The sequence below is a fragment of the Bradyrhizobium sp. JR3.5 genome (assembly GCF_054057015.1).
Map to the genome: position 1 here is coordinate 228,783 of NZ_JBSRYV010000001.1, position 16,864 is coordinate 245,646.

Here is a 16,864-nt window from a genome sequence, read left to right on the forward strand (position 1 = left end):
CAGGCCCTCGATCGCTGATCTGCGCGGGCATGCCACAGCAGGGACTGGTGTTTGTTGATGATCGAGACCACCAGCGCTTGGGAGTTACGATGCAATACGAGGGCCTGCAGAGGCTGCATGTCGCCTGTCGAGCGGGTTCGCCGTCCTCGGCGTTCCACGAAATTGGTCAGTAACGTTTATGGAGCTGCTTATGACGATCCCCTTGGTCGCCATCTTTCTCGCCAAGCCAGGCGCGGAAGAAAAACTCGAAATCCTATTTCGCGGCGTGATCGCGACCACTCTCAGGGAAGAAGGCTGCATCAGCTATCAGCTCAATCGCGATCTCGATCAGCCACGCCGCTTTGTCTGGACCGAAGAGTGGGAAAGCCGCGAACTTCTAGACAAGCACATCGCTGCCCCGCATATAGCGGCGCTACTTACCGAGATACCTGACCTCGTCGAAAGCGCCGAGGTCATTCCGTTGGGCAAGGTCGACGGCGGCGTAGCGTGAAGCTCTTTATCGACGCGCATTGCCCGTTCTCGATCCACGAGCGATTGCGTTCGAGTCAAAACGAGCCACTCATGAGATTGCGATTGTTAGGACTACGAACCGGGGATGCAGGCACGAGCACAGCAAGGGTAGAACGAGTAGGAGCGAACGTGTCGGTGTGTAAGCGGGGAGGAGTGCGCTTCAATGGTAGAAGAGAGAAAGTCAAGCGTAGACGAATGCTTGCGTCTTTTGGCAGCTTTCGTTTCCATAAAGGATCAGAAAACGCGAACGGAACTAATCAAGCTGGCACAGCGGTTTGCGAGCTTGGATCCGGTCGGGCTTATAGTTTTCGATGGTGATAGCAAATCGTAAGCCGCGCGAACGGCGTGTCCCAGATGCGCCCACCACGTCTCGTTTGCGGCTTCCCGCATTGGGTTGCTCCGGAGTTCGAATGAAGAGGCCGGACCTCCTTGCGCTGAGCACAGACCCGGGCTTGAAACACATCCAATAGATCGTTCCACGAGACACGGAGGATACCACGAATTCCTCATAAAACCGCCTGACACGGACGAACCTATGTATGTGGGACTTCGGCTTTGATGCGACTGCACATACATTCGTCGGCCGACTGATAAGGTTTCGAGAAAATCCTTACCAGTGCCGGTGGTGCGCCTTAGGGCAAAGAACGATCCGGCCGGGGAGCGCGTTGAATGACGTGGTTGGACCTCAACTATATTTTTGAAGCTGGAAACACCAGCGCTTCTCAGCGGCGACCGCTGCGGGATCCGTATCGTTTGCGCCTGGCACGATCACGTTTCTGACGGTCGAGCGGTCCGGAAACTCCACTTGCCGCGGTTCGTAAACAGGCGTTGGATGTTTCGGGGACATCGCGGGTCGGGCGGGTACCGATTTCGTACCTCGGTCGACTGTAGATGGCACGGTGAAACCACTTCTAAGGGCCGGCTGCCCGAAGAATAAGTCCACGGCGTCGCAGGACTGGAACCATGACTTCCGAGAAGAGCAAGGCTCGAGTCACCGTTTCCGAAAACGGCCCCTACATGGTCACCGGCGACATCCCTCTCGCCAAACAAACCATCATGACGAACGCTGAGGACGGGTCGGAGGCGTGGCAGGAAGGTCCGGCCGTCGCGCATCGAGAAACCTATGCGCTGTGCCGCTGCGGTGCATCGCAAACCAAGCCGTTCTGCGACGGCTCACATCTCAAAATCGGCTTCGTCGGTACCGAGACTGCAAGTCGAGACGCTTATCTCGATCAAGCGAAGCTGCTGAACGGCCCGATCCTTCAACTCACCGACGCAGAAAGCCTCTGTGCGTTCGGGCGTTTCTGCGACCCGAACGGCAATGTTTGGAGTCAGGTCTCGCAGACCGCCGATCGCGGAGTCCGGACGATGTTCGTCCGCCAGGTGAACGAATGTCCCTCTGGACGTTTGGTGGCTTGGGACAAAAGCTCCGGGAAGCCGGTCGAACAAGCGTTGCCGGTATCGATCGGTTTGATCGAGGATCCCGAGCAGCAATGCAGCGGACCCCTGTGGTTGCGAGATGGGATACCGGTCGTCGCCGCTGACAGATTCGAATATGAGGTGCGCAATCGCGTCACACTCTGCCGTTGCGGAGAATCGAACAACAAGCCGTTCTGCGACGGGACGCACGCAGCAATCAAGTTCTCGGATTCCTAACAGTGGAGTAGGCCATGGTTTTGAATCAGGAAAGTTCTCCCGATCTAGCACTGCGCGATCTCGAAAAACTCCTCCCAGTCTTGGAAGACCTTTACAAGGACGTGCATTCGCACCCCGAGTTGTCGATGCAGGAGACGCGCACGGCGGGACTGGCGGCGGATTATCTTCGTGCGGCCGGCTACGAAGTCGCGACAGGTGTCGGAAAGACCGGCGTCGTCGGCCTGCTTCGCAACGGTGATGGGCCGACCGTCATGCTGCGCGCCGACATGGACGCGCTACCCGTCGAGGAAGCAACCGGTCTTCCCTATGCCAGCAGGATCACGGCGAAGGATCATGAGGGAAACACCGTCCCGGTCGGCCATATGTGCGGGCATGACATGCACGTCACCTGGCTCGTCGGTGCCACCAAATTGCTCGCCGAGGCCAAAACGACGTGGCGAGGAACCGTAATGGCGGTCTTCCAGCCAGGCGAGGAGACGGCGGAAGGCGCTCAGGCCATGATCGACGACGGCTTGTTCAAGCGCTTCCCGAAGCCGGACGTGGTCCTTGGCCAGCACGTCATGGTGGGGCCGTCGGGAACGGTTGCCGGACGGGCAGGCGCGGTCACCTCGGCGGCGGACAGCTTGCAGATTCGTCTATTCGGCCGTGGCGCGCACGGATCGATGCCGCAGGCCAGTATCGATCCGGTGGTGATGGCGGCCGCGACCGTGCTGCGGCTGCAAACCATCGTGTCCCGCGAGGTTGCCGCTGCGGAGGCAGCGGTCGTGACCGTTGGCGTGCTGCAGGCGGGGACGAAAGAAAACGTCATTCCGGACGAGGCCATCATCAAACTGAATGTGCGGACTTTCGATGCCGGCGTCCGGACGCGCGTACTGGCCGCGATCGAGCGGATCGTCAATGCCGAGGCGGCGGCGTCTGGCGCCCCTCGCAAACCGGAGATCACGTCGCTGGATCACTACCCTCTCAACGTGAACGACCGGGAGGCCAGCAAGCGGGTGGTCGACGCGTTCCGGGGACATTTCGGCGCCGAGCGCGTCAGGGAAACGGGGCCGGCCCCTGCGAGCGAAGACTTCGGATCGTTCGGAACCGAATGGCACGTACCGTCGGTTTTCTGGTTCGTCGGCGGCACTGATCCGGAAACTTACGCCAAGGCGAAAGCGGCAAACAAGCTCACCGAGCTTCCGGTGAACCACAGCCCGAAATTCGCGCCGGTTCTTCACCCCACCTTGCGAACCGGCGTGGAAACGCTAGTCGTTGCGACCCGCGCCTGGTTGCCGGCATGAGTATGATCATCGATCTCGTGGCGATCGTCTAGTGCCGGAAAGTGGCATCATGGAGAAGCTTCCGCTTGTGCTTGACCTGACGGGCACCTTCGTCTTCGCGCTCAGCGGGGCGTTGGCCGGGGTCAAGCGAGAGCTGGACCTGTTCGGCGTACTCGTGCTGTCGTTCGCGGCGGCGAATTCGGGCGGCATCACCCGGGACCTGCTGATCGGCGTCGTCCCGCCCGGGGCGGTCGCCGACTGGCGCTATCTCGGTGTGTCGCTCTTCGCCGGCATCGTCACTTTCTACTTCTCGTCCTTGATCGTGCGGATGTCGAACTCGGTACTTCTTTTCGATGCGGCGGGTCTCGCGCTCTTCGCCGTCACCGGTGCTTCTAAAGCGCTGGCCCACGGCTTGAATCCGCTCATGGCGATAGTGCTCGGCATGGTCACCGGGATCGGCGGCGGGATGGTGCGCGATGTACTGCTCGCGGAAATTCCGACGGTACTCCGGGCTGAACTCTATGCCGTCGCGGCATTGGCGGCTGCGGCCATCGTGGTAGTCGGGCACATGCTGCAGTTGCCAGTCGCGCCGGTCACGGCGGTGGCGCTCATTTCATGTTTCTCGCTGCGCGTCATGGCGATGAAGCGCGGCTGGCGGCTTCCGGTTGCGAAGTTCGGGGATCGATACGATCCTAGCGCCGAAAAAATCAATTCGAAAGGCCCCAAGAAATCCTAGCGCCGGATGCATTTTGTGGAAGGATGGCGGACGCCCAGTGCCGTCAGTAGGTTCAGTTCCAGCAGAGGAAAATTCACATGGCGAAATCCGTCATTATCTGCGGAAAACTGTTCGACGGCCTGGGCGACAGGATGCTTGGCCCGACTGAAATCTTGATAGAAGGCGATAGCATTGTCGAGGTATCGGGCTCGGTCGGGCGGCCCGGCGGCGCGAATGTCCTTGATCTGAGCGACCGCACTGTTTCTCCCGGCTTCATCGACACCCACGTTCATTCTCTGCGTCGACGGGCTGGCTCGGCAAACGCTGCAGTCCTCGCCAGCAAAAGCGCTGGCTGGACTGCATTGCGCCCAGCAATACATGCGTTATGGCTTTGTGACATGGGGACGCTGGATCCGGAATGGCCCACCAATCAACCCGCGCGACGCCATCGATGGCGGCATGACAGAGGTCCAAGCTTGGTCCTCCGCAGTCATCCAGATGGACGCTTTTAGCCTGCTTTCGTGCGTTTGGCCGCTTCGGCCTCCCGCGCCAGCCGTTCGACCTTAAGGCGCTCTCGATTATCGTGGAGCGCTTTTTGGGCTTTGGCGTAATCGGTCACAGCTTCCTTCGCTTCGGCTTGTCTGAATACCTTGCGGGCTTCGCGTTCCGCTGCCGTAGGTGCCCGCCGTTCTCGGTCACTGATCATCGTTGACCTCCCATTTTTGGGCTCGATACGCGCGGAGCTCGGTTTCGATCCTATTAGCTTGAGGGGGCGAAGAACTTAAGGCTGCGATCATTTTCGGTTTCGATCGCGACGCACCTTCTGAAATTCCTCCGGCCCCTTGATGAGCTTGCGCTTGCGGTCAGCTTGGTCGTCTGGGCTGGCTGCAGGATCGGTCACCTTGTCGATCGCGGCTCATGCTAATTCGCGCGCGCTGCCTTGGGTCCTCAGGGCCATGCCGGTCGTCGACCTCAGGCAGGGCCTTGGTCGGTACAGGCAGCGCGCATTACAGCGGCGGGTGTGGTTGATGCATTCCGCGGGCTCGCCAGCGGCCAGCCGTCATCGGCGATGACGAACGGCAGCGCAACTGGCCCGACTCCAACTACTTGACCCGACAATTAAATTATGTTCTCTATATGTTCTATTGTCAATCGGAGCATCGGCACCTTCGACCCGGCCGTCCTCCCAAGTGGGCCGTCATGGCAGATCAGATCGTCATCACGGAGAAAACCAGCCAGGCCAAAGACGTCCGCGCCGCAATTGGTTCTCGCTACGGCGATGTTCTTCCAGCTGAGGGCCATTTGTTCGATCTCGTCGAACCGGAGGACGTTGTCCCGGCCTGGAAGCGATGGTCCCCCATACTTCTACGGCCTGAAGGTCTTTACGGAACGCGCCCGGCAGAGGGCAGTAACAAGGCCGCTAAACTCAAGGCCATTCGCGAGGCATTACGCACTGCCAAGCGCGTTTGGCTTGCAACCGATTGCGACCGCGAGGGTCAGCTGATCGGTCAGGAAATTCTTGAGCATTACGATTATCGCGGTCAGGTGATGCGAGTGCTGTTCACCGCGCAGGATTCGCAGACCATCCGCGACGCATTCGGTCGCGCAAAACCCAATACCGAATACTCTCGCCTATACGCCGCCGCGGTTGCGCGCCGACAGGCCGATCAGATTTACAACCTGTCGCTCACTCGCACCGCAACCGTTGTTCTGGGGCAGGGCGCGAGGAGAGTGATTGGAGTTGGTCGCGTAAAGACGCCGACATTAGCCATTGCATGCAAGCGCGAATTGGAAATCCGAAACTTTGTGCCGCTTGCCTATTTTGAAATTGTCGCCACCGCGAAAGTGGCGGGCGGGCAATTCCAGATGCGGCACGCGCCGCAGGACCGAATTGTCAAGCGCGAGATAGCCCAGGACGTAGTCAAAGCGGCTGAAGGCTTCGAGGGCGCGCTCACCGTGCGCGTCGAGGATAAGCGGCAAGCGCCACCCAAGCTGCATGATTTGCCGTCGTTGCAGAAACTCTGCGGCTCGCGCCTCGGCTGGTCAGCCAGCAAAACGCTCGAAATGGCGCAGGAGCTGTATGACGGCCAGGGCAAGAAGATCATCACCTATCCTCGCGCAGAGGTTCGCTATCTGCCGCAAAACTTGATGTCGGACGTGCCGCGAATCGTAGCCGGACTACGGGTGGGCCAATCGTTCAGCGCGATCCCTGTACCCGAGCCGCCGGTGATTCGTAGAGGCGCGAGCGGCACCTTTTACGACAAGGGGCTGGAGGGCGCGAGCCACCATGCCGTCATTCCCAACGTCAACGCCATCGACAAACTGCCGGAGGTCTGGCCTCGTCTGTCGTCTGACGAGAAGAAACTCTTTGACGTTATCGCGCGGGCATATATGGCCGCCCTGATGCCCGACTTTCGTTACCGGCAGACAACCGCAACGCTCGATGTGCACGGCTTTGAATTCCGCGCAGCCGGTCGCCAGCCCATTGATCTCGGTTGGCGTGCCGCATTCCCGGAGTGGCAACCCGCCGACGAAAAGGGTGATGAGGCGCAAATGCTGCCGTCGCTGCGCGATGGCGAGATGGCGCAGTTGCAAGATCCAAAAATCGAGAACAAGGAGACCCGGCCGCCGCCGCGTTACAACGAAGGCACTCTGATCGAGGCGATGCAGAATGCATGGCGGTTTGTTGATGACGAGGTTCTGCGAGATCGTCTGAGGGAAGCCAAGGGTATTGGCACGCCTGCAACCCGAGCCGAGATTATTGGAGGTCTGAAGAAGCAGGGTTTTCTGACTCCCCAGGGGAAGAATATCGTGCCGACCGAGACTGGTCTGTCGTTGTTTGGCGTTCTCAAACAAGCCGATCCGGCTCTAGTCGATCCTGGTGTGACGGCGCAACTTGAATGCCTGCTCGACGACGTCGTTGTAGGCAAACAGGAGATGGTCGGCGCGATTGACGCTGTATGCGATGTCGCCGAGCGCATTATCAGCAAGCTGAAGGAGGGGGCTACCGCGGTGGGACCTTCCTTGCTTGGCAGTGCAGGGGACAATGGCACAGGAACGTATCCACCGACGCCTGCGATGAAGCGCTTTGCTGACAGCCTCGTCCGGCAAAAGGGCATCAAACCACCGCTCGGCTATAAGACGTCGATATCAATCTGCCGCAAATTCCTTAGCGAACACGCGTCCAAAAAGTCAGACAGCGAAACGGCCGGTAAGCTCGACCCCAAACCGGTAAGTCCTGCACAATTGTTGTTCGCCAAGAAGCTGGCGCAGGGGAAAGGTCTCATTGTCCCCGATGATGCGAGGTCCAACTCGGTCGCGATGTCCGCATGGATTAAAATGAATCGAGGCAAAAAACGCCGCAAGCCAAGTCGCAAGACCTTCAACAGACCGGCAGGGTCGGTTGCATCCCAGGCTGCGCCGCTGAAGAGGTCTCGAAAGCAAAAAGTTGACGCCGATGCCCATTCGACGGCTCCCGTGTCAGCAAACTCAAGCAGGACGCCGCTGCGGATTCCATATGGCAACAAGGAAATCGCTCTGAAGCTCGGTGCCCGCTATGGATCAGAGGGATGGTATGCCCCACCCGGGACTGATCTTTCTGCATTCGACGAACGGGGGTGGCTGGTTTAGGTGGGGGGACCGAGATGACCGAACAAGGTTAGGCGAATCTGGGATAACTCATTGATCCTCGTGAGCGGATTATGCAGGCAAATCTTTTCGGCTATTGCGTTGCCCTGATGTTCGCAATGGGCGGAACGCTCAGCGATCTGCAGCGGCTTCTACGCAAGAACGGCGAGCGTGACCCGCGCGTGCAGCGGGCTATCGAACGAGTCCCGGTCGCACACCAACCATTCTTCCGGCAGGATTTTGGCAGCTCGTCGTATTCGAGCACGCGCGAAGAGGTGGTGATCGTGCCCGCATTCAGCTCGGCCGCAACATGCACCGACGTAGCGTGCGGCAACGGAAACCCGGAAGCGGTCGTCAGCGCGTGGGGCACCACGAATGGAGGCGTCCCGCACATTCAGCCCGGCCAGTACGCGGCTGATGGCAAGTCGCTCTGCCCGGCGTTCTTCACGTCGTACTGCGTCGACATCACGGGCACGGCCTTATACAATGGCCCTCGTCCGCTAGTGTCTCTACCGCAGGGCTTTATGGCCTTGCGGATAGCGATGGTAGCCAGAATGGTACGATTAGGTGCAGCCGAAAGGAGGCTGCACATGTGCTTGCCACTTGAAGTGATCTGCGCAATCTCGATCATCATGAACGTCGTGTTCGGCGTGCTACTTACACAGCACGCAGGATGCAATTGAGCTCCAGCCCGACCATGCGCCGGGCTGTTTAATTATCTGCTCGCGCGCCTTTTTGCTGCTTTCTTCTTCGCCGCTCGGAGCTTCATGTTAATCTGCTGCTCAGCCGGAGTGAACTCGAGCACCTCGAGTATCTTGTAGTGCGTCTCAGGGTGCTCTTCATTCGGCGGTATGACTTCCATCTTCACTCGGTAACGATCGTTCATGAATGATCCGCCGCGCCTCACTGCGTCCCGTGCAATCGTGGTCCCCTTGATCTCGGCATAGATCGGCTTCTTGCGGTACAGGAAACGCCATCTCGGCGCCTTAGGCTCAAACACCGGCCCGTGAGCGTACAAAGTGGCAGTGACGACCTTCGGTTCCTCCTCCTCTTCATCGACCAGCTCAACGCCGCCAGGGTCTTCACACGATGCAACGATCGCTTCGACATCCTGACCTTGGAATGTGGCGAGCGGCTTGTCCTCTTTGCGGAACTCGATCGCTTTGGCTTCCTTGTTCTCTATCGGTGCGAGCGTCCCTTCGACCGCCTCAAGAACATCGGGGTTTTTCGACAGCCGGAAGACATCGCTGCCGATCTGGAAAGTGTTGTTGTCGCCCTCGACCTTGATAACCATCGCGCCAGGCGAACCCTTCACCTCCTGCGCTGATTCGACTTTCCGACCGTTACGCCATTTGAGATACCCGAAGAGGCCCGCAGCAGTAGTGCCAGCAGTCACACCGACCTTTTGCAATACGTCCGCCGCATGTTTCACACCCTCATCGTTTAGAAAATCTTTTACGGTGTCGAGGATGGTCTGCAGCGTCTCGAAGTTTATCAAGAAGCACTTGTGCTCGAACCGAGAGTCCACGAGCACACGCATGGTTGCTCGGTTCTGATTGAGCTCAGTATTGGCGGCGCGGATGAGCTGCCCGAACGCCAACAAAGCCGGGCCTAGAGACTCCACGTCCATGCTGTGGTCGTTTTCATGATCGCCGACATAGGCGACTTGGAACCGCTCCCGGTTCTGCTCGCTCTCAGCCACCCGATTCCCCCGACACTACTGGGGGTTACAATCGTACATTGCCTGCGCAGCGTCTACCTCGGTGCTGTCCTCTTCGTTCTCATCTTTCGATTCCAAAACGCGGAATCGAAACGGGTACGCCACGAGGCACCATCTGCAGCCATGCCCCGGATGGGTAGGAATCTGGGTAGGAAAGCGCCGAAGGCCGCCTAAGATGCGAAAAAGCGTAACGAAATCAACGGCGATGGGGACGTGCCTCTGGGCACCGTCTCCTTGGTTCGATTCCCAGTTCGTCTGATTTCTGGGCAGCGCCGTGCGCCACCATTGAGCCGCCAGCGCTCAGTCATGGGTAGGAATCTGGGTAGCTTCTGAAAATTATTGGGTCGGACTGGGCGATGGTTCGATTCCATTTTGCGTTCCCCTTGTGCTGCCATCTGCTCGCTTCCGAGTTATGAGACGATGATTGCGGCTGTGGTGGCGGCAGAACATAGCCGCACCGGTCGTGAGGTAGCTTGGAGGCGCACGTGCTGTCACTCGAGCTATGCGCGGTGAATCGAGAACCCTAGCCGGCATACCCGAAGCCGCATCCCAAGGCTGGCAAGGCCAGCCTTGGCATCGATCCAAGGCGCAAATCAAACCGGCGTCGCGAGCGGTTTGCCTTTCTCACGATGTAATTGATCAATAGCCTCGTTTTCATCTCTGCAGGCTTGCCGCCGGCATGTGGGGTCTGAGGCGGGATCTGAAAGGCCTCGCCGGCCTTGAGTATGCGCGTCGGTTGACCCTCGACCGGAAGTTCGCCCCCACCACCTTCCATTACGTAACTTGACTCGATTCCTGGATGCGTGTGGCGTGCTACCCCCACACCGGGTTCTATGGTGACGTCCATTACGATGGTTGTGTAGCCCGGGACTGGGCCGTCAATCTGCGACAAGATCCTGCGCGTAACTCCACCTGACGTGGTGGCCGGTTGAGCACCTCCCTGCGCGGAAGCGTCCTCCGCTAGAAACCCGGCAAGTCCACAAATCGCACATGACGCTACACCTGCAAAAACTCGGCGTGTCAGCATGATGTCCTCCCGCTTGCGTCCGGGTCACCAGCGCCCGGATTGGCAATGACGACTGTACGGCGTGTTTGTCAAACGCCATCCGGAACTGCCCCCTTTGCGTCATGAAGAACTGCCCCCACCATCGGGATTATGATCTCGGTTGAAGGTTGGCTCCGCCGCTGACGGGACGGAGGGAGGCGGAGCCGACCGGAGGGGCCGTCAGCGGCGGGCGGCTTGATGAGGCCGCCCTTGCGCTTGGCTCGGAGCCGGTAGCTGTCGCCGCGGATCGTCAGCACGTGGCTGTGGTGCAAGAGCCGGTCGAGGTGGCGACCACGGGATCGGCGAACACGGTGCCCCATTCGGCAACACTGCGGTTCGAGGTGATCAGCATGGCGCCAGTTTCGTAGCGCCGGCTGACCAGTTGGAAGAACAGATGCGCCGCGTCAGGTTCAAGCGGCAAGTAGCCGAGTTCGTCGACGATGAGCAGCTTTGGCTTCGACAGCGCAAGCAGTTTCTCGTCCAGGCGTCGTTCGCCATGCGCCTTGGCAAGGCCCGCGACCAGCGTCGTCGCCGTGGTGAACTGCACCGTGTATCCGGCCAGGATCGCCTCTCGCCCGAGCGCGATCGACAAGTGCGTCTTACCTACGCCGGGCGGGCCAGCGTCATAATGCCGGGTGTCTGGGATCTGAGGTTGAGATCCTCTACCCATTTCATCCGCGATGTGGAGCGTTAGTCGTCGTTGTCGCCCGCAAGCGGCTCGGGAGTGAGATGCATTTTGTTATCAGACAACCTGATGCGACGTTAACGCTTCTGCCGGCATGGATGACGGCCCCCGCCGCCGCTTCCTTCCGACTGACGGCTGATCCGCGGCTTCCGGTGGATCGTCTGCTGGAAGCGCGCGTTCTTGCCGACGCAGTCTTAGCCTCCTCTCCCAGGGAATCGTCCCAATCGCGAGGAGGCGGGCATGGCGGACGCATCACCGCGGCAGTCCTCAACCGGGCCGGCAAGTCGACGGGGCGGGGTAACAATTGGACCCGCGCCCGCGTTTGCCACTTGCGCAACCAGCAGGCTATCGCGCCCTACCGAGAGGGCGAACGCAAGGAGAGAGGAGAAATCACTCTGGATGAAGCCGCCGCAGCCTTGCAGGTCAGCCCATCGACGGTTCACCGTCTGATCGCGGAGCAGAGCTTACCTGCGCACCAGCTGTGCAAAGGGCGCACCTTGGGTGATCAAAGCGCTTGATCTGGAGCAACCCGAGGTCAAGAAGGCCGCGCAGGCGCGACGCTTCCGGCGGCCGCCGTCCGACGATCTGCGCCAAAGAGAGCTTGAACTATAACGGCATAGCGAGGTGAGCAGTATCAATCGGACTCGGGCGGGCCGAGCAGCAGCACGTTCTCTCCGTTGGCGATCCAACGTGATGTGGCCAGGTCGCGGATCTGCTTTGGGTCGATCGACGGCTGCGCCTCGAAGTCGAAGCCCGCAAGCTCCTTCACGGCCGGGAAGTGTGCGAGCTTCAGCGCCATCTCGATGCGGCGATGGTCCTTGCGTGCGATCTCGCGCTCGCACAGCAGGATGAGCGTCTCACGCGCCGACAGGTTCGCGCGCGCCGCCTGGAACTCAACCGTCACAATGGCTGCTTCCGGCGATCCGGAGGGCTCTGCGGCCGCAGGCAACGCTGATTCCGACACCACCGGCACGAACGACAGCGTGTCCGCCGACGCCGGCAATACCAACTGCCCCAAACGCGCCCGGCGCCGCCAGTCATGCACCTGCTGGGGCCGGCAGCCATGGCGACGGGCGACATCTGTGACAACCGCCCCCGGTTCGAGGCTTTCCGCCGCAATCCGTGCCTTCAAATCATCCGGCCAGCGCTTGCGAGCTGCGCCAGCGAACACTTCAATACGCGGTGAAAACGGTCGTCTTATGTCGTCAGAATGGTTGTGCATTGTGAGCACTCTTCCAGAAGATGACTCTTCTAACGGTGCTCTCAAGACTCTGCACAAGCAATTAGACGGGCCTCGGCGCTACGCTTAACCGTTAGATCGAGAGATGAGGGCGACGCCTTTTTGCGCTTTACTCAATCTAAAGTTGGTCCCGCAGGGGATGCCGAGGTCCAAGTGTGCAACATCAAAGTCGTTGCCGCATTGCAATGATATTTGACGATCGGATTGCTCCCACTGCATGGGCAGTCGGGCGGGCAGCGTCGTTTCGCTGTCATAGTGCATTGTGTTCATCCGACGAGTGAAATCGCTGCACTTCCCGAGAGCTCTAAAAGTGTAAATACTGGCTGTAAGAGGTGACGCATTGCGACCCATGTCGCATCGCCTCTAGAATAGCGCCTCCGATTAAGGATCTAGCCCGGAGAAGCTTTCCACCTCTTAGTATGCATCGCGTTGGATCGCAGGGTCTAAGGAGACTATGTCAATGCAGAAGCTCGGCCGACTTATGGTATTGATCAGCCTGGTTTCGCTCACACTTCAGCCCCATGCTGCAACGGCTCAATTCCTGGACAAGAAAGTCCTCACTTTAGCTGCCGCGGAGAAGATCGTTGCAGCCGCCAAAGCAGAAGCGGAGCGGAATCGACTGGCCGGCGTAATCGCGGTTGTCGATGATGGTGGCTGGCCTATCCTATTGCTGCGAATGGACAACGCAGCCTACGTGGCTAGCGTGGAGTTAGCGCCGGGAAAAGCGCGAACTGCAGCGCTCTTCAAAAAAGGCCGACTGAAGCGCTCGAGAATGCAATCAATCAGGGTCGTTTTGCAGCGATTACTGCGCGCGATTTCACCGAAATGAAGGGCGGACTGCCGATAGTCCTCGATGGGCAGGTCGTCGGCGGCATTGGCGCAAGCTTCGATACCCCCGATCATGATGTTCAGATTGCTCAGGCGGGACTTGCGGCACTTACGCGTTAGCTGTGATCCCTCCACCAGAAAGTGCTGAGGCATATTGATCTCGTCGCTTCAGGAAAGGCTCAGCATGATCAAGATATGGATAATCAGGTGGGATTCGATCTGGCGGGAGATCGCTTCGAATGCCCGAACGATAAAGCTCGGTGGTTACGTCCTGATCGGCATCCTGTTGATCTTGTTGGCTGCCGCGACTGTGCTTGCGTACTCGGGTTGGTCGTCAGCAGCAGAAGCACGTGTTCCTCCTTCAGGTTACCTCGCGATGGCAATTGGTATAATCTTTTCTCTGATCGTCGGGGTTGGTTTGATGACTCTTCTTTTTTACAGCAGCCGCTCGGGATACGACGAACCCGCCAAGCTCGTCCCTTCCGACCGCGACGAAAACCAGGGGTCCTAAAACTAGCTGGCCGTCTCGGCTCAACCAGCGGCTAATGTGACGGCGCGCCCTTATCTAAACCAACCCAATTGCTCGGTCGTCGCAAGCAAGACCCCGCTACGGCTCGAATGTTGGCGCGAACACCAAACGTTGACGATTCCGCGCATGTGCCGAATGCGTCCATCAGTATATAGTCATCCCCTGCTGCTGCGCAGTCTTGCTCAGTTGCATTGGCACGCGGACTTTCGGCATTCCCCTTGAGTGGTTCATGGCGCTGGAGCACGGCACACACAAGTTCATGACCGAGGTGATCTGGGAGGCCGCAAGCTTCGACGGCAACGTCGACAACATGTTTCTGTCCCCTGGTTCGCCCAGGAAATAGATCGACATCGTAATCGCCGAATAAGGCCCGGACTCCGTTCGCAGGTACCATGTCCGAGGGGGGAGTTGTCGGAATGATCGGCTAGGTGAAGGCGTCCAGCGGACGGCTGCAGCGGTCTCTGAGCCAGACCAATGACCGGGTATCCGGCTGATTGAACGGTGGCCAACCGCGGCACGGCCGATATGTGTTGAATTGTCCCTCATTTGCCGGGCACCTGAACTTCCGCCAAGGTTTCTGGAGGCGGGGCCGAAGGCATGTACATGTCCGTGAAGCTGTGGCTTTCGCGACGCTTGGACAGAATCACGGCGGCAATCGCCGCAACGCCTTCGGACCCAGCTGCTTGAACTTTGGCTTGCCAAATCGACAGGGAGCGACTACCGCCACTATTCTGCGTGCGGATTTTGACCTCGCTTCCTGGTGTGATTGCCCTGATAAAATGAACTGTCAGCGTCGAGAGACCACCTTGATCGATTGCATCGTTTAAGACTGCCCTGAGCAACAAGGCTGCTGTCCAACCACCATACATGCCGGCTGTCGCCTCCTGTCTGGAATCAGCAAGGGCGACCCAAGCGTGGTTTCCATCCGGCCGGAGACGAGAGGTCTCGTCAAAAACGTACGTCATCGAAATTCCATGACTAGGGGTGACAATTTGAGGCGCAGGAACGGATGTCCAGAGGACATTCATGGAAATGGAAATAGCCATTGTTCAAGAATAACGTGAGTAAAGTTGCAGTGACGCCGTCCCGCGTTCAACTCCGCTAAGGTCATTTTCGACGGTTTCAGTGGAGATTGTCGGCTGGCTGACGTCCGCTTACACTGTAGGGGGGCCAGGAAGCATTGCGTCTGGCGCGAGTCGCGGAACTCAAACTCCCGGACTACGAGCTCGAATCGTGCGCTCCGAACTCGCCGATTATGAATGGACTGCCCCTCGGTGAGGCCCACGACATTCGACTTGCGGGAAAACGGCTGTCTCGACTGAAATCCGGGTCAATGCTGCTGCTGACCGTCGCTATGACGCAGACTGGATCAGAGGCTTGCCATGAAGAAAGGCGCGTGGGCCAACATCCCGCCGAAAAGCAATCGCTGCGATCTCATCTGCTTCAGCCCCTATCTCTACCGCGCTCGCAACCAGGTGGAGCGGTTCTTCAGCAGGATCAAGCAATGTCGTCGTGTGATGACACGCTACGACAGACTTGCCGCGAATTACCTCGCCTTCGTCCAACTCGCTTCAATCAGGCTTTGGCTAAGCCTTAATGAGCCCGCGTCCTAAGTTGACTTGAGTGCCGGGGCGGCCGATTGCTTGCTCCGGCAGCGTTGTGCCGGTTAAGGCGTACGTTCAGCGGAGCATTGATCGGATCGCCAAAATCGTAGGGTCGTGGCGACATTGGTCGGTCACATGAACGCGGTTCAGGTCCACGCTGCAAGACTTTCACTTCCCCGACGCGCCATTCTGGCCAAAATTCCTGGTTCTCGGGTTGGGAGGAGAAAAGGATGCAGGTCTCGGTGAGATCGGCTCGAAGCGGCGCGCACAAGTCGCTCGGACTGGCGCTGGCGCTCCTGACGCTGGCGACGTCGGCCACCGCACAGAGCGGACCAACCGGCCTCGGCGTGCTGACTGACATGTCGTCGCTCTATGCCGACAATGGCTGCCAGGGCTCGGTCGTCGCAGCCCAAATGGCGGTGGACGATTTTAAGGGCAAGGTCCTAGGGCGGCCGATCGAGATCGTCGCCGGAGATCACCAGAACAAGGCCGACACCGGTTCGGCAATCGCCCGGCGCTGGTTGGAGAACGACAATGTGGAGGCCATACTCGACGTCCCGAATTCCGCCGTCGCGCTGGCCGTGCAGGGCATCACTCGCGACAAGAAGAAGCTCTTTCTCGCCACCGGGGCCGCCACATCCCGTCTGGCCGGCGACGAGTGCTCGCAGACCGGCATCCACTGGACCTACGACACCTATGCGCTGGCGCAGGGAACGGCGAGGGCGATTTCACGCCTCGGCGCCAAGTCATGGTTCTTCCCTTCGGCCGACTATTCGCTCGGCGCGCAGCTCGAAGCCGCCAGCTGCAAGGCGATCGATGCCACCGGCGGCAGGCTCATCGGTGTTGTGAAGCACCCGATCAACACGCCCGATTTCTCGTCCTTCCTGTTGCAGGCGCAAGCCTCCAAGGCCGACGTGATCGCGCTTGCCGACGCCGGCGGCGACTTCATCAATGCCGTGAAGCACGCCGGTGAGTTCGGGGTAACGCACGAGCAGAAGCTCGCCGGCCTGATCGTGTTAATCGCCGACGTTCACAGCCTCGGGCTGCAGAGCGCGCAAGGCCTGATGCTTAGCTCCGCCTTATACCGGGACTGATCGAAGCGCTTCATCGAGAAGACGAAGAAAGTGCTTACCATGATCCATGCTGGCACTTATGGTGCGGTAATTCACTATCTCAAGGCGGTCGAGGCCGCAGGCGCGCTCGATGGACCGGCCGTTGCCGCGAAGATGCGTGAGTTGCCGGTGAACGATTTTATGACGCGCAACGGCAGGATCCGGCCCGACGGTCGGCTGGTCCCCAACATGTATCTGTTCCGCGTGAAGTCGCCGGAGGAGTCGAAATATCAATTCGACTACTACCAGCTGGTGGCCACGATCTCGGGGAAGAGACCTTCAGACCGATGGAGGGCTGCGGATGCCCGCTTGTGAAGAAATCGTAACCGAC

The 16,864-nt window shown here is 59.3% G+C and carries 15 protein-coding genes and 5 pseudogenes; 12 read left to right on the forward strand and 8 right to left on the reverse strand.

The features are described from left to right. Nucleotides 1-190 precede the first annotated feature (190 nt). The 4 genes from ACVWW1_RS01140 (at nucleotide 191) to ACVWW1_RS01155 (ending at nucleotide 4,164) form a co-directional block, all read left to right on the forward strand. Nucleotides 191-490, forward strand: coding sequence for a putative quinol monooxygenase (locus tag ACVWW1_RS01140; protein ID WP_456654538.1), 300 nt, complete (start codon nucleotides 191-193; stop codon nucleotides 488-490). Between the two features lie 983 nt (nucleotides 491-1,473). Then, nucleotides 1,474-2,166, forward strand: a complete 693-nt coding sequence (locus ACVWW1_RS01145) for a CDGSH iron-sulfur domain-containing protein (RefSeq protein ID WP_456654539.1) — start codon at nucleotides 1,474-1,476, stop codon at nucleotides 2,164-2,166. 14 nt (nucleotides 2,167-2,180) lie between these two features. Beyond that, nucleotides 2,181-3,449 (forward strand): M20 family metallopeptidase, encoded by a 1,269-nt coding sequence (locus tag ACVWW1_RS01150; protein WP_456654540.1) that lies wholly within the window; start codon nucleotides 2,181-2,183, stop codon nucleotides 3,447-3,449. A 49-nt stretch (nucleotides 3,450-3,498) separates the two neighbouring features. Continuing rightward, complete coding sequence (locus tag ACVWW1_RS01155) at nucleotides 3,499-4,164, forward strand: trimeric intracellular cation channel family protein (protein WP_456654416.1); 666 nt, start codon at nucleotides 3,499-3,501, stop codon at nucleotides 4,162-4,164. Here the strand turns inward: ACVWW1_RS01155 and ACVWW1_RS01160 are convergent. Then, nucleotides 4,161-4,430, reverse strand: coding sequence for a hypothetical protein (locus ACVWW1_RS01160; RefSeq protein WP_456654541.1), 270 nt, complete (start codon nucleotides 4,428-4,430; stop codon nucleotides 4,161-4,163). The two genes, ACVWW1_RS01155 and ACVWW1_RS01160, sit on opposite strands and share 4 nt — an antisense overlap. 221 nt (nucleotides 4,431-4,651) lie before the next feature. Next, a complete protein-coding gene (locus tag ACVWW1_RS01165) occupies nucleotides 4,652-4,849 on the reverse strand; it encodes a hypothetical protein (protein WP_456654542.1) in 198 nt (65 codons plus the stop codon). Nucleotides 4,850-5,343: 494 nt separating this feature from the next. On the opposite strand from ACVWW1_RS01165, the gene ACVWW1_RS01170 reads away from it, so the two are divergent. Beyond that, on the forward strand, nucleotides 5,344-7,773 hold the full coding sequence (locus ACVWW1_RS01170; protein WP_456654543.1) for a type IA DNA topoisomerase: 2,430 nt from the start codon (nucleotides 5,344-5,346) through the stop codon (nucleotides 7,771-7,773). Between the two features lie 71 nt (nucleotides 7,774-7,844). After that, nucleotides 7,845-8,453 carry a hypothetical protein gene (locus tag ACVWW1_RS01175; protein ID WP_456654544.1) on the forward strand — a complete coding sequence of 203 codons (609 nt, stop codon included), beginning with the start codon at nucleotides 7,845-7,847 and terminating at the stop codon, nucleotides 8,451-8,453. A 32-nt stretch (nucleotides 8,454-8,485) separates the two neighbouring features. Here the strand turns inward: ACVWW1_RS01175 and ACVWW1_RS01180 are convergent, their stop codons facing one another. The 3 genes and pseudogenes from ACVWW1_RS01180 to ACVWW1_RS01190 all read right to left on the reverse strand — a co-directional run. Next, nucleotides 8,486-9,472 carry a hypothetical protein gene (locus tag ACVWW1_RS01180; RefSeq protein WP_456654545.1) on the reverse strand — a complete coding sequence of 329 codons (987 nt, stop codon included), beginning with the start codon at nucleotides 9,470-9,472 and terminating at the stop codon, nucleotides 8,486-8,488. A gap of 541 nt (nucleotides 9,473-10,013) precedes the next feature. After that, a complete protein-coding gene (locus tag ACVWW1_RS01185) occupies nucleotides 10,014-10,517 on the reverse strand; it encodes a cupin domain-containing protein (RefSeq protein WP_456654546.1) in 504 nt (167 codons plus the stop codon). Between the two features lie 127 nt (nucleotides 10,518-10,644). Then, nucleotides 10,645-11,154 (reverse strand): annotated as a pseudogene (locus ACVWW1_RS01190) (ATP-binding protein); the annotation flags it as partial. A 110-nt stretch (nucleotides 11,155-11,264) separates the two neighbouring features. Between ACVWW1_RS01190 and ACVWW1_RS01195 the strand changes: the two are divergent. Beyond that, on the forward strand, nucleotides 11,265-11,738 hold the full coding sequence (locus tag ACVWW1_RS01195) for a helix-turn-helix domain-containing protein (protein WP_456654547.1): 474 nt from the start codon (nucleotides 11,265-11,267) through the stop codon (nucleotides 11,736-11,738). Nucleotides 11,739-11,866: 128 nt separating this feature from the next. Here ACVWW1_RS01195 and ACVWW1_RS01200 read toward each other — a convergent pair. Both ACVWW1_RS01200 and ACVWW1_RS01205 read right to left on the reverse strand, forming a co-directional pair. Beyond that, nucleotides 11,867-12,109: pseudogene (locus ACVWW1_RS01200) on the reverse strand (ATP-binding protein); the annotation flags it as partial. A 96-nt stretch (nucleotides 12,110-12,205) separates the two neighbouring features. Beyond that, nucleotides 12,206-12,442, reverse strand: a pseudogene (locus tag ACVWW1_RS01205) (transposase); the annotation flags it as partial. A 478-nt stretch (nucleotides 12,443-12,920) separates the two neighbouring features. Here ACVWW1_RS01205 and ACVWW1_RS01210 point away from each other — a divergent pair. The 3 genes from ACVWW1_RS01210 to ACVWW1_RS01220 all read left to right on the forward strand — a co-directional run bounded on the left by ACVWW1_RS01210 (nucleotide 12,921) and on the right by ACVWW1_RS01220 (nucleotide 13,799). Then, nucleotides 12,921-13,289, forward strand: a complete 369-nt coding sequence (locus tag ACVWW1_RS01210) for a GlcG/HbpS family heme-binding protein (RefSeq protein WP_456654548.1) — start codon at nucleotides 12,921-12,923, stop codon at nucleotides 13,287-13,289. Continuing rightward, complete coding sequence (locus ACVWW1_RS01215) at nucleotides 13,238-13,408, forward strand: heme-binding protein (RefSeq protein WP_456656588.1); 171 nt, start codon at nucleotides 13,238-13,240, stop codon at nucleotides 13,406-13,408. The genes ACVWW1_RS01210 and ACVWW1_RS01215 overlap by 52 nt, the downstream gene beginning before the upstream one ends. Nucleotides 13,409-13,472: 64 nt before the next feature. Beyond that, nucleotides 13,473-13,799 (forward strand): hypothetical protein, encoded by a 327-nt coding sequence (locus tag ACVWW1_RS01220; protein WP_456654549.1) that lies wholly within the window; start codon nucleotides 13,473-13,475, stop codon nucleotides 13,797-13,799. A 560-nt stretch (nucleotides 13,800-14,359) separates the two neighbouring features. Here the strand turns inward: ACVWW1_RS01220 and ACVWW1_RS01225 are convergent. After that, complete coding sequence (locus ACVWW1_RS01225; protein ID WP_456654550.1) at nucleotides 14,360-14,863, reverse strand: acyl-CoA thioesterase domain-containing protein; 504 nt, start codon at nucleotides 14,861-14,863, stop codon at nucleotides 14,360-14,362. Nucleotides 14,864-15,271: 408 nt separating this feature from the next. Here ACVWW1_RS01225 and ACVWW1_RS01230 point away from each other — a divergent pair. After that, nucleotides 15,272-15,430 (forward strand): annotated as a pseudogene (locus tag ACVWW1_RS01230) (transposase); the annotation flags it as partial. A 221-nt stretch (nucleotides 15,431-15,651) separates the two neighbouring features. After that, nucleotides 15,652-16,859, forward strand: a pseudogene (locus tag ACVWW1_RS01235) (ABC transporter substrate-binding protein). Nucleotides 16,860-16,864 lie beyond the last annotated feature (5 nt).

What these genes read in the sequence shown, in the direction of transcription:
- ACVWW1_RS01165 (WP_456654542.1), bottom strand. Translation starts at nt 4,849, where the DNA reads ATGATCAGTGACCGAGAACGGCGGGCACCTACGGCAGCGGAACGCGAA.
- ACVWW1_RS01145 (WP_456654539.1), top strand. Translation starts at nt 1,474, where the DNA reads ATGACTTCCGAGAAGAGCAAGGCTCGAGTCACCGTTTCCGAAAACGGC.
- ACVWW1_RS01140 (WP_456654538.1), top strand. Translation starts at nt 191, where the DNA reads ATGACGATCCCCTTGGTCGCCATCTTTCTCGCCAAGCCAGGCGCGGAA.
- ACVWW1_RS01175 (WP_456654544.1), top strand. Translation starts at nt 7,845, where the DNA reads ATGCAGGCAAATCTTTTCGGCTATTGCGTTGCCCTGATGTTCGCAATG.
- ACVWW1_RS01195 (WP_456654547.1), top strand. Translation starts at nt 11,265, where the DNA reads ATGCATTTTGTTATCAGACAACCTGATGCGACGTTAACGCTTCTGCCG.
- ACVWW1_RS01150 (WP_456654540.1), top strand. Translation starts at nt 2,181, where the DNA reads ATGGTTTTGAATCAGGAAAGTTCTCCCGATCTAGCACTGCGCGATCTC.
- ACVWW1_RS01155 (WP_456654416.1), top strand. Translation starts at nt 3,499, where the DNA reads ATGGAGAAGCTTCCGCTTGTGCTTGACCTGACGGGCACCTTCGTCTTC.
- ACVWW1_RS01185 (WP_456654546.1), bottom strand. Translation starts at nt 10,517, where the DNA reads ATGCTGACACGCCGAGTTTTTGCAGGTGTAGCGTCATGTGCGATTTGT.
- ACVWW1_RS01225 (WP_456654550.1), bottom strand. Translation starts at nt 14,863, where the DNA reads ATGGCTATTTCCATTTCCATGAATGTCCTCTGGACATCCGTTCCTGCG.
- ACVWW1_RS01210 (WP_456654548.1), top strand. Translation starts at nt 12,921, where the DNA reads ATGCAGAAGCTCGGCCGACTTATGGTATTGATCAGCCTGGTTTCGCTC.
- ACVWW1_RS01170 (WP_456654543.1), top strand. Translation starts at nt 5,344, where the DNA reads ATGGCAGATCAGATCGTCATCACGGAGAAAACCAGCCAGGCCAAAGAC.
- ACVWW1_RS01220 (WP_456654549.1), top strand. Translation starts at nt 13,473, where the DNA reads ATGATCAAGATATGGATAATCAGGTGGGATTCGATCTGGCGGGAGATC.